Below are 14,169 nucleotides of genomic sequence, written 5' to 3'. Positions count from 1 at the left end.
GTGTGAGTAAAATATTTGTGGGTGACATTCCGAAATGATCCCCGACGAGGGTTGCGAACTTTTGTTCGCGACGCTCGTCGGGGCCACCAAGCGAAGCGCGGTAGAATAAGCAAATGTCGTGAAAAAAGGACTCTCTCCCTGCTAGGATGGTGATTGTCAACATCAACCGAAAACAGGAGGGAGGCGATGGACGCTCCTTTCCAAAATAAATGAAAGAGGCGGAAAAACCGCCTCTTTTGATTCTGATCGTCTAATGGCGTCCCTCGCGCGCTTGGAAGGGGACAACGCTCTTACAGAAATCCGCTAAATCCTCATAATCCCCCCCGTGCTCGCCGAGGTGACGTGTTTCGAGTAGCGGGCGAGATAGCCGGTTTTCACTTTTGGTTCAAAGCCTTTCCAGTTCGCTTTCCGGCGTTCGAGCTCTTCATCGGACAGCTTGACGTTGATCGTTCGTTTCACCGTATCGATCTCGATGATATCGCCGTCTTGGATGAACGCGATCGGTCCGCCTTCGGCCGCTTCCGGTGAAACGTGGCCGACGGATAGGCCGCGCGAGGCGCCGGAGAAGCGGCCGTCAGTGACAAGCGCCACTTTGGTGCCGAGCCCCATGCCGACGATTTGCGACGTCGGCGCCAGCATTTCCGGCATCCCTGGGCCGCCTTTTGGCCCTTCGTAGCGGATGACGACAACATGTCCCGGCTTGATTTTCCCGCTGGCAATGCCCTCGAGCGCTTCCTCTTGGGAGTCGAAGACGATCGCGGGCCCTTCATGGCGCGTGATGCCGCCTTGCACCGCCCCGGTTTTAATGACGGCGCCGTCCGGCGCCAGGTTGCCAAACAAAATGGCGAGCCCTCCCGTTTCCGAATACGGGTTGTCAATCGGCCGGATGACGTCATAGTTTTTCACTTCGCAGCCGGCGATGTTTTCCCCGAGCGTTTTGCCCGTGACGGTGAGCGTATCTAAATGAAGCGTACCTTCTTTTTTCGCCAGCTCGTTCAACACGGCCGAAACGCCGCCCGCTTCATGCAAGTCTTCGATGTAATGGATGTCCGACGCCGGGGCGAGTTTGGCCAAATGCGGCACGCGCGCCGCCACTTCGTTGATGCGCTCAAGCGAGTACTCGATGCCGGCTTCGTTGGCGATCGCCAGCGTATGCAGCACCGTATTCGTCGAGCCGCCAAGTGCCATGTCGAGGGCAAACGCATTGTCGATCGCTTTTTCGGTGACGATGTCGCGCGGTTTGATGTCATGTTCGATCAAATACATCAGCTGCTTTGCCGATTGGCGGACCAGCTCTTTGCGCGCTGGGTCAACCGCCAAAATCGTGCCGTTGCCCGGCAGTGCAAGCCCGAGCGCTTCAGCGAGACAGTTCATCGAGTTGGCCGTAAACATGCCCGAGCACGATCCGCACGTCGGACAGCCGTACCGTTCGAGTTCTTCAAGCCCTTTCTCATCGAGCGTTCCCCCTAAATACGCCCCGACGCCTTCAAATACAGATGACAGTGAAATTTTCCGCCCATCCTTCGTCACGCCGGCTTTCATCGGTCCCCCGCTGACGAAAATCGTCGGAATGTTAAGACGCATCGCCGCCATCATCATTCCCGGCGTAATTTTGTCGCAGTTCGGAATGCACACCATGCCGTCAAACCAATGCGCCGAGATAACCGTTTCGATCGAATCGGCGATGATTTCCCGGCTCGGCAGCGAATAGCGCATCCCGATATGACCCATCGCAATACCGTCGTCAACGCCGATCGTGTTCATTTCAAACGGCACGCCGCCCGCTTCGCGAATCGCTTCTTTCACGATTCTCCCAAACTCTTGCAAGTGAACGTGCCCCGGAATAATGTCGATGTATGAATTCACCACCGCAATAAACGGTTTATCAAAGTCTTCTTCTTTTACGCCCGCCGCTCGCAATAGGCTTCGGTGCGGAGCACGGTCAAATCCTTTTTTGATCATGTCGCTGCGCCGTTTTTTCATCATCGGTCCCTCCATCATGCGGTTTGATTGATTGCTAGTATTGTACCACTTTTTCTAATAGAAAGACAATTACCTTTATTATGAATTCGTTTTCAAAATCCACTTCGAAAAAACAAGTCAGAAAAATCAGCCTTTCCTCTTGACAACCGGAGCATTTGGCGTCATAATTTCTTACAAATTGCACTCCTTGACAAGAAAACAACAGGAACGGCACGGGACTAGTAAACCGAGGGAACGCGCCAGAGAGTGGAACCCATAGGCTGGAAGGTTCCTCGCGGGAAGCCGGTTGAACCTGCCCTAGACGGCCGCTTATGCAAACATAAGCCGCACGCCTGCGTTACAGGCTCGAGGGGGCGCTTTAGGCGCCAAAAAAGGTGGTACCGCGGAACGCTTTTCCGTCCTTTTGCGATAAGGAGGAAAAGCGTTTTTTATTGGCCGGCCGCTTCGCAGGACGGCTAGGCAATCCAACTCATGCCATTCAACACGCAAAGGAGGGAGGAACGCGATGAAACGGCAGCGCGTAGTGGTCAAAATCGGCAGCAGCTCGCTCACCGATCCGAAAGGTGGCCTTTGCCGCGACAAGCTGCACGGCCATGTTGAAGCCATCGCCTATCTGAAACAGCTCGGCCATGACGTCATTCTCATCACGTCCGGCGCTGTCGCCGCCGGGTTCGGGCCGCTCGGCTACCCGGCGCGGCCGACGACGATCTCCGGCAAACAGGCCGCGGCTGCCGTCGGGCAAAGCTTGCTCATGCAGGCGTACAGCTCGGCGTTCGCCCAATTCGGCTTTACGGCCGCTCAGCTGTTGTTGACGCGCAGCGACTTTTACAGCCGCGAACGGTTTCGCAACTTGTTCGCCACGATGACGACGCTGCTCGAACACGGGGCGATCCCGATCATCAATGAAAACGACTCCGTTTCCGTTGAAGAATTGACGTTTGGCGACAACGATATGCTGTCGGCGCTTGTCGCCGGCTTTTTGCACGCCGATGCGCTCATGTTGCTTACCGACATTAACGGGCTGTATGACGCCAACCCGAAAACGAATCCACAAGCGAAAAAATACACCTTTTTGCCGCACATTACCGACGAAATGATCGAAGCGGCCGGCGGCAGCGGCTCGGCAGTCGGCACCGGCGGCATGCGCTCAAAGCTTCTCGCCGCTCAAAAAGCGTTGTCCTTCGGCGTCAGCGTCTTTATTGGCACCGGGCGAGGCAAAGAAGCACTCGCCGATATTTTAGCCGGAAAAGGTGATGGGACGTACATCGGCGCCCCATTTCCGAAGCAAATGCAAATGCACAAGCAATGGATCGCGTATCACGCGCCTGTCGCCGGCACGATCACCGTCGACAGCGGCGCGGAGGAAGCGCTCCTTGCGCGCGGCAAAAGCTTGCTTCCCGCCGGCGTCACGGCCGTTTCCGGCGACTTTCATGCGATGGATGTCGTCGATGTTGTCAATGAGAAAGGGATCACGATCGGCCGCGGCCAAGTGTATTATGCCGCCGCCGATTTAGAAAAAGTAAAAGGACTTCCGAGTGAGGAAGCGCGGCAATACTCTTACCTTCACCGCCCGGAAGTCATCCACCGCGACAATTGGGTCACGTTGCGAAAGGAGAGTGTATCGAAATGAGCGAACTGCTCGAAAAAGCCGAACGGTTGAAAACGGCGTCACAAACGTTAGCCATGCTGTCTACGAAAGAAAAAAACGCCGCATTGGAACAGATCGCCAAAGCCATCGACCGCGAACGCGCCTTCATTTTGCAAGAAAACGAAAAAGATATGGCCCAAGGCCGCGAGCAAGGGCTGTCACCGGCTCTGCTCGACCGGCTGCAGCTCACCGACAAACGAATGGATCAAATCATCGACGGCGTCCGCCAAGTCGCCTCGCTGCCTGACCCGGTCGGAGAAATCATCGCAGAGTGGACGCGGCCGAACGGGCTCCGCATCCAAACGGTGCGCGTGCCGCTTGGGGTCATTGGCATGGTGTACGAAGCGCGCCCGAACGTGACGGTCGATGCGGCGAGCCTTTGCTTGAAAACGGGCAACGCGGTTTTGCTTCGCGGCAGCACATCAGCGCTTCATTCGAACAAAGCGCTCGTTCGCGTCATGAAAGAAGCGCTCCGCACGACGACCGTTCCGGAAACGGCGATTGAACTGCTCGAAGACACGAGCCGGGAAACGGCGCAGCGTATGTTCCGTCTCAACAACTACTTGGATGTGCTCATCCCGCGCGGCGGAGCCGGGCTCATCCGCTCGGTCGTCGAAAACGCCACCGTGCCGGTGCTTGAGACCGGCGTCGGCAACTGTCATATGTTCATCGACGAATCAGCCGAGCGGCAAATGGCGATCAACATCGTCCTGAACGCCAAATTGCAGCGTCCGTCCGTCTGCAACGCCATCGAAACGGTGCTCATCCATGAGCGTTGGCCATATGCCGCCGACTTGCTTGAGGCGCTGCACGCCCGCGGTGTGGAGCTGCGCGGCGACGACCGCCTCGCGTCATCGCACCCGTTCATCAAAACGGCGACGGAAGACGACTGGCATGCGGAATATTTGGCGCCGATTTTAGCGGTTAAGCTCGTTGCCGATGTCGATGAGGCGATTGCCCATATCCGCCGCTACGGGACGAAGCACTCAGAAGCGATCATCACCGAAAACGAAGCGAACGTCCGCCGCTTTTTCCAAGCGGTCGACGCGGCGGTCTTGTACCATAACGCCTCCACCCGCTTCACGGACGGCGAACAGTTCGGCTACGGAGCGGAAATCGGCATCAGCACGCAAAAGCTGCACGCCCGTGGTCCGATGGGGCTTGTCGCCATCACGACAACGAAATCGCTCGTGTACGGGACGGGGCAAATTCGGGAGTCATAACGATGGCTGCAACGAAGACGGCTTCCTTTTTCACTAAGTTTCTAAAGCATAAAACGATCCGGACCCAACGCATGGCTTCCGGATCGTTTTCTTATTTTTCCATTTCCACAAACACCCAATAGCGGCTGCCGATAAAGTTTACCGCCATCCCGGCGATTGTCGCCGCCAGTTTCGCCAGCCAGAGCGATGCAAACCGTTCCGCGGCCAGCAAAACGGCAAGCGATGCACCGAACGACAGCCCGTTGACGACAAGAAAGCGCAAAACTTCCTTTATATTGGCTTTCCGTTTGACTTGAAACGTCCAACGCCGATTCCAAATGTAGCTGTTCGCCATCCCGGCGCCGTAGGCAACGGCTTGGGCAACCGCCGCCTTAGCGCCTGCAGCAGTCAACAAAAAAAAGACGGCGAAGTCCACCGCGGTATTGCTCACCCCAACGAGGCCAAACCGCCATACGGCTTGTTTTTCTTTACGGAATATACGAAGGCTTTCGTTCATGTTTCGTTCCGACTCCCCACGTTTCATTGACAATATAGAGCGGACGCTCTTTCACTTCATCGTAAATCCGGCCGATATATTCGCCAATCGCGCCGAGCATGAGCAGTGTCACCCCGTTGCCAAGCAGCACGGCCATCAACAATGACGCCCAGCCAGCGACCGTTGAATGAGCAAACCATTTAAGATAAAGGACAACGAGCATCTCTACCACACTGGCCGCCGACAACAAGAACCCAAGCCAACTCGCCAGCTTCAGCGGCTTGTATGAAAACGAGGTGATGCCATCAAGCGAAAACCGAATCATCTTTTTGAGCGGGTATTTCGTCTCGCCGGCGAAACGCGGCTCCCGCTCGTATTCAACCGCCGTCTGCCGGAAGCCGACCCAACTTACCAGCCCCCGAACAAACCGGCTTCGCTCTCTCATATAGCGTAACTGATCGCACACTTTCCGGTCAATAGCAGGAAAACACGAAGCTTGCCCAGCGCGCCGCTATCCGCCCGCCCACGGCTTGACGATCACGTACATCATCCACGTCGAGGCAACCCCCGCCAACGCTTCCGGAAGAAGCACGCTAAAATCGCTCACTCCGAACACTTTCACGCTCAACGCCTGCAGCCAAAGCGCCGCCGGCACTTTCCTGCTTGACGATCGGTTTGGCTTCTGCCTTCTGTTGTTTGAACAGGCGCCTGCTTTGATGAATGATCATGATGTCGAGAGGAGGCAAGCCCTTTTCTTTTTATTCCACTCCCTGCTGCTTTGCGATGTCCACGCGTGAAAACGCCTCTTTCATCACCTCATACGACTGCTTCAGCCGCTCATGATAGCGCGGCGCCTCCCACACCGGCCACGTGTACTCATAAAATCGCGCGGCCGGCAGCACATTCCCGTTCATCGCCGGGAAAGAAAACGAATCGTCTCCATCCTCAACGTACAAACCAAGACGAATGCCTTCAACGATGACACGGCTTTTGAGCCCGCCTTTCGACCACATGTCGCCCATCACCTCGCGCCGGCTCGGATCGGTCACGTTCAAAAGCGCCCATGGCAGGCGGATTTCGTACATATCGCCATCGCGGCTGACGCTGATATCCGTGAGTGAATCGTATGCCTCATCGTCGGGGTTGGCTGTGCCAAACCGCAACCCCCCTGTTTCATATGAGTCGAACGGCACAGCCTTGCCGCGGATTTCCTCCAATTTTTTGTTCAACGTCAGGCGAATCGGGTGGTAGACGCCGTTATCTTTGCGATTGGCGTACGGGGCCGCCGGCATCATATGCAGCTCTTTTCCGTAATGGAAGTAAAACGTGTCATAGTAGCTGTCGACAAGCAGCCGGGCGCTCTGTTCTCCATGAATGACCAAGGCAAAGTCAATTCCCGCTGTCCGGACGCCAGACAGGCCGGGCAGGAGCGATTGCCCTTGGTTCGGAATCGTGTCAAACGCCATGTAGACCGTCGTCCGATCGGTGATGCGTCCGCTGTCAAGCCGCACATACAAATACCCTTCATCGCTTGTGACGTACAGCGCCCGCTTGCCCTCTGTCCAAGCTGGCCGGATTCCGTTGAATGTCCAATCGTCTTTTCGGCCGTCGACCTTCATCATCGCGGCTGCGCTTGGACCTGGCTCAAACCGAAGCAATCCAAATTGTTGTTCGTTCGTCTGCACGTTCAGCCAAAACGGGCGGCGGTCCCGGTTGTCATAATCCATTGTGTTCCATGTCCGCTTGAACCATTCATCCTGCCAGGAAAACAACAGCCCTCCCGCCATCCACTCATGGACGATGTCCTCAAACAGCTCCCGGTCGATCGTTCCTTGTTCTTGTTCCGACAAAAACCCCTGATTTTTCCCGTGTACATTTCGATGCGCCATGCCGCGCGAAGAAGGAACGCCAAATTCAGCGACCAAAATCGGCATCCGGTGCGCCGCCTTCATGTCATGCAAGTAGGCGGCATAGCTGTTCTGCTCGCCGCGTTGGTCAACATAGCTGACGTATTTTTCCTCACGATTCAAAAAGTCAGGGTAATACGGATAAATATGGTATGACGCAAACAGCCCGGCGCGCAGCTCGTCAGTGGCGTACATGACATTCGGGTTGACGGAAACAAAATCTTCTTTCACAAACGGTTCGGCCGGATGGCGGAGGAGGTCGGTCGTCACCCAATTCGTAAAACTGACCGGCCGCTGCCAGCCATATGTTTCCGTTTCATACGCCACCGCTTCGTCGATCATACGGGCCAGCCATGCCTCAAACGGGCTGGCTCCTTTCGTGTATACGTATTTGCCGCGGTAGTCGCCCTGCTTCGGGTGTTTTTCGTTCGTCGCCGCCACAACGTCCGGATCCCACTCGACACCGAAAATCCAGCCGAGAACATACGGAGAAAGGTCGTATCGGTACATCCCGCCGGCATGCCCAGGCCGTTTTGCAATGCGGACCTTGCCATGAACGAGGTCAATCGTACGGCGAATGTCCGTGCGAAACGCCTCACTCACCTCAGGCGCCCACACATCCTTCGTCCGCAGCATCGTCCTTTCATCGATCCAGACGCCATGGAACAAATAAAGCGGCTGCTTCGCTATTTGGTTGTACTCGTAAAGCGCCTCGTAAAACGCCGGCGGATGGATCGTATAGACGCGGATGGCATTCGCCCCCATCGCCCCGATGTACTGCAGCCAGCGGAAATATTCTTCCTTCGTAATCTTCGCCTCTCCCGGAAACGCGCCGGGTTTGCTGATGCCGAGGTTGACTCCTTTGATGAGCAGCGGCTCCCATCTCCCGTTGCGGTATACTTGCAAATAGTCGCGCCCGACCGTTCCCGCCAAGCGGACGCCGCTTTGTTCCACCGTTTGAACGGCGTCCTGCAGCTTGCCATCTTCCTTATATGCCTTGATTTCCCGCAAAATCGCTTTCATCATCGGCACGTACGCCTTCCAGTAAAAGGCCGCGCCGTTGTCCGAGCGGCCGTCCTCCGTCCATTAGCGCCATACATCCAGCCCCACGGTCTGATAAACGGAAGGCAGTTCCCCTTGATCAGCGTAATCGCCGCAAAAGTAATACGACTGATACGTCTTTGTCTCATAGCGGACAACGGCCGGAAAGGAAAACGGCAGCCCGATCGCCCGCAGCTTCTCTTTCCCGCGCTCAGACAGCGACAGCGTGTACGTTGCGAGCACCATGCGCTCATCAAGCGGCTTGACGATGTCAAACCAATACGAATACGATGTGCGCATCTTGCCGCCCCAACGGGCTTCCCCCGCTTTTGTGGAGGAAAACATGACGCCACCGCCGCCAAGGTCGCGCCGATCGAGGACAAGAAGCCGATCCGACTCATCGACCAACACCATACCCGGCCCGCGGAACGAAAACGCCTTTCCGTATTGCGCTTTGTAGTTTTCTTTCACCCACACTGGCACTTCCTGGCTGTTCAAATCAGGAAAATAACGGCCGATCCAGCCGGTCCACTCAAGGCCGAACAGCTGGGCAAACGAGGCGCGCACTTCTTTTTCTGTCGGATGGGCCATCGAATTGAACTCGGCGATCAACGTTTTCCCGCCTTGGCGGGCAAACCGCCAAAGCGACTCCATCTCCTGCCGCTCAAGCCCGCCGTACACTTTCGCCCGCGCGCCGTCCGTTTGCTTGTGGACAAACTCTTCCTCATATACCCCATATGTGTCAACGATATAGACCGCATCGTACCGTGCCATCTCCTTTGGCAGCGGCCGCACCTCGTACGTTTCATCCTGTTTCGGCGCAAACCCGGCGTAATCGCGCGCAGCTTTGTATCGCTTTCCGTTGCCGTGGACGTATTTTTGCTGATTCAAGACCCAAACGAGCCCTTGATGCTCGTGATACGACCGATCGGGCACCGTTTTGTCGACAATGAGCAAATCAAGCTTTGTTTCTGGTTTCAGCCACCAAAGCCAATAGGGCGCGAACAGAACCAGCACTGCCAAGACCATATACACATAAAGCCAGCTGAACACCCGCTTCTCCATCTCCCCACTCTCTCAATCTTTCACCTATTTCCCCTATTTATAACACACGAAACGATTGTCCGGCAAGAACAGGCGGATGCGGCATTCGAAATTTCTTTTTTGGTCAACCGAAGTCCATTTCCAATCAAGTGGCGGCAACCCTTGCCAATGAGGAAATCAAAAAAGCAAGCCCCTTTGCCTAGGAGCTTGCTTGCCCGCGGCTAAATCCTCTCAACGGTTCGGCTCGTACACATCCCATGTCCATTTAATCGACTGAACAATTTGGTCCGCCGCCTGTTCAGCCTCGAGCTCATTGATAATGACGCGGGAATGATGGAGCGCATAGGCTGATTGGCGCTGGAAAAAGAGCTGCTCCACTTCTTCCAACGTTTTGTTTTTCAACACCGGCCGGCTGTCGACAATAAGCGGCAGCCGCTCTTTCTTCCAATGCTCCCACGACAAGTCAAGGAAAAAGACGATGCCGTGGGCCAAACAGGCGCGCCGCACGTCTTCCTGCAAATACGCACCGCCGCCAAGCGAAAGGATTTTCAACCTCGTATTCGTACATAAATCAACGATCAGCTCCCGCTCAACCTGCCGAAAATACGCTTCCCCTTTTTGCGCGAACATCTCCGGAATCGACATCCCGTGCCGCCGCTCGATTTCCGCATCGACATCGATAAAGTCGCGGTATAACTTCTTTGCCACGAGCTGCCCGATCGTTGTTTTCCCTGCTCCCATAAAGCCGATCAAAATGATATTTCGCTCGCGAAGCGGGATGACCGTCTGCCTCTCCACGCTGCTTCACCTCTTTTCCTCTCTCTTCCCAGAAGACTGGCGAATGACAAGCTCCGGATGCAAAATCGTCCGTTTCGGTGCACTCGCATCCCCTTTCATGCGTTCATGCAGCTGCTTGGCCGCATAGGCGCCGATCTTCTCAGGAAACGCGGCGACAGTTGTGAGCGGCGGCTGAAACAGCGCCGATTCTTGAATATTGTCAAACCCGACGACCGCGATGTCGCGCCCTGGAACGATCCCTTCCTCTTTTAAGCCAAGCATCGCCCCAAACGCGACGACATCGTTGTAACAAAAGAGCGCTGTCGGCGGGTTCGGGTGCTGCAACAGGCGTTTGACCGCCATCCGCCCGCCTTGCCTTGTCGTCGCCGATGGCACAAGCAGCGTGTCATCCATCTCGATGCCCGCCGCACGCAACGCTTCACTGTACCCCGACCGGCGCGCTTTCCATACGGACGATTGCGGAGACCCACCGATAAAGGCGATGCGCCGATGGCCGCCTTCGAGCAAATGCTCGACCGCCATCCGCCCGCCGACTATATTATCGATCCCAATATAATCAAACTGTCCGGCCGGAAGTTCATCACGGGCAAACAATACAACAGGAATATCCCACTGCCGCAGCCGCTCGAGCATCTCTGCCGAACATCCAGGAACCGGGCTCATGATCACACCGCCCACCCGATGCTCCAGCATCGTCGACAATAAGGCGTCTTGTTTTTCCGGCCGGTCAAACGTCGTGCCTAAAATGACCGTATATCCTTCCTGATCGAGCGCCTCATGGACGCCAACGAGCAATTCGAAAAAAAAAACGGGTTGTCAAGTTCGGTGATAATAAGACCCACTGTCGACGAACGCTGCGAACGCAAATTGGCCGCCACGCGGTCATAGACGTAGCCAAGCTCTTTCATCGCTTGGAGCACTTTTTTCTCGTTTCTTTCGAAATATTCGGACTCCCACGGACGACAAGAGAGGCGGTCGCCCGCGACACGCCGGCGTGTTTGGCGACTTGTTCTAGCGTCACGCGGGAACGCTTTTTATCTGACACCGTTCGAATCACCTGCTTTACCGTCGCTTTCACCTATCAAAAGTATAAAGGCTGGCGGCAAGCAGTGTCAATGCAAGTCGTGGGCTACCGGGAAAACAAACTTCGAAACAAAAAACCCGGCAGCCTCGCACAAGGCAAGGAGCCGGGAAGACGGCAAGCCGCCGTTCGTTCATTCATATGATCTCGTTTTCTCGCAGCCGCTCAATGTCTTCCTTGGACATGCCAAGCATCGTTTGCAAAATCTCTTCGGTATGCTCGCCTAAATCCGGAGCAGTGCGGCGGATGGCGCCTGGTGTTTTTTCGAATTTCGGCACAATGCCGGGCATTTTAATTTTGCTAAGGCGCGGATGGGCGACTTCGATGATGTTTTCCCTTGCTTGGTAATGCGGATGCTCAAAAATATCTTTAATGCTCAAAATCGGGCTGACCGGCGGACGGTCCGGATACCCTTGCAAATACGTAAACCCGCTGAACGCCGTCGCCGGCGTGCCGAATCCGGCTTTCTCGCGAAACGGACCTGTTTGCCCGTAGCCCGAGACGCGAATCATCACCAGCTTCGGATTGATCCGCTTCAGTTCTTCATATCCGCCGCCCCATTTTTCGAGCTTGCCGGGGCGGAAATTTTCGATGACAATATCGACGTGGCGGACAAGCTCTTTAAAAATATTCATTCCTTCTTCTTTGCGCAAATCCAACGTGAGCGACCGTTTATTGCGCGCCAGTCCGGGCCAGCGGAGCGGCTCCCCATCCTTGAACGGCCCGACATGGCGGAGCGTATCCCCTTTTCCTGGCAATTCCACCTTGATGACATCGGCGCCAAAATCACCGAGCAAAACCGCCCCAAACGGCGCCGCGATCATTGTCGACACATCGAGCACTTTGACGCCTTCCAGCGGCAAACGCGCCATGACAATCTCCTCCCCCATTTCGATTTATTGTCCGTATGTCATGATGACCGACAACGCGGTCCGGACGTCTTCAATCGGAATTTGCCCCGGCGCCGAGCTTTGCCGTCCGACTGCAAAGGTGACGGCAGAGCCGAACAATCCGCCTGCCAGGCGGGTGATGGCGCCCAATGCCCCCATCGACATCGTGATCAGCGGGATGTCCACCTCTTTTCGCGCTTCTTCCGTCGCCTGCAGCAGCGTGAGCACATCCCCCCGCGTTTTCGGCATCACAGCTGCTTTCGCGATGTCGGCGCCGCATTGTTCCGCTTGACGCATTTTCGCGACAAGCTCTTCCTTCGATGGCGTATGATCAAAATTGTGGTAAGACAACACAAGGCGCACTCCATAGCGGCGCGTCAGCTCCCGGACGATCGGGATGCGCGGCCCATGGGCAAGCTCGTAATCAAGCAAATCGATCGCCCCGCTTTCACAGACGGTTTCAAACAACCGAATCTTTTCCTCTTCCGTCAACGAAATCGGTTGCCCGCCTTCCTGTTCGGAACGAACCGTAAACAAAATCGGGATGTCTCCGGCAATCGCCCGCATCTTTCTCGATGTGGCCGCCACTTCCTGTTCGTCCCGAATCGCCTCGAAAAAGTCCGCCCTCCATTCAATGAGATGCGGCTTTTTCTCCGTGATTTGCCTTGTTTCCTCCAACACTTGCTTCGCGTCCGCTCCGACGACCGGGGCGCAAATGCACGGTTCGTCTCCCCCGATCAAGACATTGCGCACACGGACAGCACGCTTTGCAATCGCCATATGCTCTCCCCCTTATGGTCGATAACCTAGTTTTTCGGAAATGGCTTGTGCTCCTTCTTTTACGAGCCTCTCGAACTGTTCCATCACTTCCCGTGTAAATCGATGCGCCGGCCCAGAGACGGACAAGCAGGCGCCCACTTCCCCGCGGATGTCGAAAATGGGCGCCGCAACGGCCGCAGAGCCGACTTCCCGTTCATCGACGCTGGATGCCACACCGCGCTCGCGAATCGCCTCAAGCTCCGCCGTCAGACGATCCAAGCGTTCCTTTGTCGGCACTTGCGCAAAAATCCGCTCTTGAACTTCGGGCGATTGATAGGCCAACAATACTTTTCCCCCCGCCCCCGCCCAAAGCGGCAGCCGCTCGCCGATTCTCACCATATGGCGCAGCGCCTGAAGCCCCTCGCACTGTTCGACGCAAACGCGGGCATCTTGTTCCAGCACGTATAAGTTCACCGTCTCCCGCGTCTCGTCGCGCAGCCGCTCCATCACCGGCCGCGCGATTTCCCGCACTTTAATCGATTTGCCGGCAATATATCCTAAATAGTACAATCCTTGTCCAAGACGGTACTTTAACGTCTCCGGATCTTTGACGACCAAGCGGTTTTGCTCCAGCGTAGCGAGCAGGCGCGTCGTCGTCGATTTGGCGAGCGAAATCTTTTTCGCAATTTCCGTGAGTGATAGCTCTTGTTCCTCGAGGGTAAAACAATACAAGATGTCAATGGCCCGCTGCACCGTGCGCAAGCCGGCTTCGTGTTTTTTTTCTTCCTGCACCTGTTTGTTTCCCCCCTTCCTTATGTTCCGTTAAACGGAATTTCATTTCTTTCAGTGGAACATTACTCCCATTTTAGCATCTTCATTCACCGCCGTTCAAGCTTTTTTTTCGCGTTTCTTTCCTTTTTGCTTTCAACAAGAGAAAGGGCGGCGAAGCCTTTTTTCATTTAAACGTCTGTGTGAAGGGACATATGCTGCGTTAGGCCTGTCTTCCTGCCCGTCCATTGTCTGAACGGATTGCATAAACCGTTCAAATTTTTCAGTAAGTTATGGACAAACGAAAGCGAACTTTGTTATAATCCATTCAATAATTCCGTTTAAAGAAAACAAGTTACATACAATGGAACAAAAAAGAGGGGGGATGATCAGCGAACATTTGAGAACCGATTGTAAACTAGCACATTATTTCAGAATCCCTTTTTCAAATTATTTCAGGCGGATTCGGAAATAATGTGCAAAATTTTTGCGGATTGTTCCGGATTTTGCACATTCTTTCGGAACGTTTGCACGCTCTTTCAGATGAAGATT

Annotated in this window: 8 protein-coding genes and 4 pseudogenes; 2 read left to right on the top strand and 10 right to left on the bottom strand. The window is 55.2% G+C overall.

Going from position 1 to position 14,169, the window contains the following annotated elements; genetic code table 11:
* Positions 1–303 precede the first annotated feature (303 nt).
* The gene (gene ilvD, locus IKE44_RS05885; RefSeq protein WP_049624951.1) at positions 304–1,983 is read right to left on the bottom strand and encodes a dihydroxy-acid dehydratase; all 1,680 of its coding nucleotides are present in this window, start codon (positions 1,981–1,983) and stop codon (positions 304–306) included.
* Positions 1,984–2,488: 505 nt separating this feature from the next.
* On the opposite strand from ilvD, the gene proB reads away from it, so the two are divergent.
* Positions 2,489–3,613: a glutamate 5-kinase gene (gene proB / locus IKE44_RS05880; RefSeq protein ID WP_033017091.1), complete on the top strand. Its 1,125-nt coding sequence runs from the start codon at positions 2,489–2,491 to the stop codon at positions 3,611–3,613.
* Complete coding sequence (locus tag IKE44_RS05875; protein ID WP_287465290.1) at positions 3,610–4,854, top strand: glutamate-5-semialdehyde dehydrogenase; 1,245 nt, start codon at positions 3,610–3,612, stop codon at positions 4,852–4,854. The genes proB and IKE44_RS05875 overlap by 4 nt, the downstream gene beginning before the upstream one ends.
* A gap of 91 nt (positions 4,855–4,945) precedes the next feature.
* Here IKE44_RS05875 and IKE44_RS05870 read toward each other — a convergent pair whose 3' ends face one another.
* The 9 genes and pseudogenes from IKE44_RS05870 to IKE44_RS05830 all read right to left on the bottom strand — a co-directional run bounded on the left by IKE44_RS05870 (position 4,946) and on the right by IKE44_RS05830 (position 13,641).
* The gene (locus tag IKE44_RS05870; protein WP_014196089.1) at positions 4,946–5,350 is read right to left on the bottom strand and encodes a GtrA family protein; all 405 of its coding nucleotides are present in this window, start codon (positions 5,348–5,350) and stop codon (positions 4,946–4,948) included.
* A pseudogene (locus tag IKE44_RS05865) lies at positions 5,322–5,816 on the bottom strand (glycosyltransferase); the annotation flags it as partial. The pseudogene IKE44_RS05865 and the gene IKE44_RS05870, both read right to left, overlap by 29 nt.
* Positions 5,809–5,987, bottom strand: a pseudogene (locus IKE44_RS05860) (glycosyltransferase family 39 protein); the annotation flags it as partial. The pseudogenes IKE44_RS05860 and IKE44_RS05865, both read right to left, overlap by 8 nt.
* 100 nt (positions 5,988–6,087) lie before the next feature.
* Positions 6,088–9,342: pseudogene (locus IKE44_RS05855) on the bottom strand (hypothetical protein).
* 210 nt (positions 9,343–9,552) lie between these two features.
* Positions 9,553–10,119 carry a shikimate kinase gene (locus tag IKE44_RS05850; RefSeq protein WP_033017083.1) on the bottom strand — a complete coding sequence of 189 codons (567 nt, stop codon included), beginning with the start codon at positions 10,117–10,119 and terminating at the stop codon, positions 9,553–9,555.
* A gap of 6 nt (positions 10,120–10,125) precedes the next feature.
* Positions 10,126–11,164 (bottom strand): annotated as a pseudogene (locus IKE44_RS05845) (LacI family DNA-binding transcriptional regulator).
* A gap of 173 nt (positions 11,165–11,337) precedes the next feature.
* Positions 11,338–12,072, bottom strand: coding sequence for a CaiB/BaiF CoA transferase family protein (locus IKE44_RS05840; protein ID WP_033017082.1), 735 nt, complete (start codon positions 12,070–12,072; stop codon positions 11,338–11,340).
* 24 nt (positions 12,073–12,096) lie between these two features.
* The gene (aroD, locus tag IKE44_RS05835; RefSeq protein WP_014196097.1) at positions 12,097–12,870 is read right to left on the bottom strand and encodes a type I 3-dehydroquinate dehydratase; all 774 of its coding nucleotides are present in this window, start codon (positions 12,868–12,870) and stop codon (positions 12,097–12,099) included.
* A 12-nt stretch (positions 12,871–12,882) separates the two neighbouring features.
* Positions 12,883–13,641 carry an IclR family transcriptional regulator gene (locus IKE44_RS05830; RefSeq protein WP_121625905.1) on the bottom strand — a complete coding sequence of 253 codons (759 nt, stop codon included), beginning with the start codon at positions 13,639–13,641 and terminating at the stop codon, positions 12,883–12,885.
* Positions 13,642–14,169 lie beyond the last annotated feature (528 nt).

It is taken from the genome of Geobacillus sp. (assembly GCF_017515625.1).
GTDB lineage: Bacteria > Bacillota > Bacilli > Bacillales > Anoxybacillaceae > Geobacillus > Geobacillus stearothermophilus.
The sequence above is the reverse complement of the archived record's forward strand: the minus strand, read 5'-3'. Positions and strand labels throughout refer to the sequence as shown.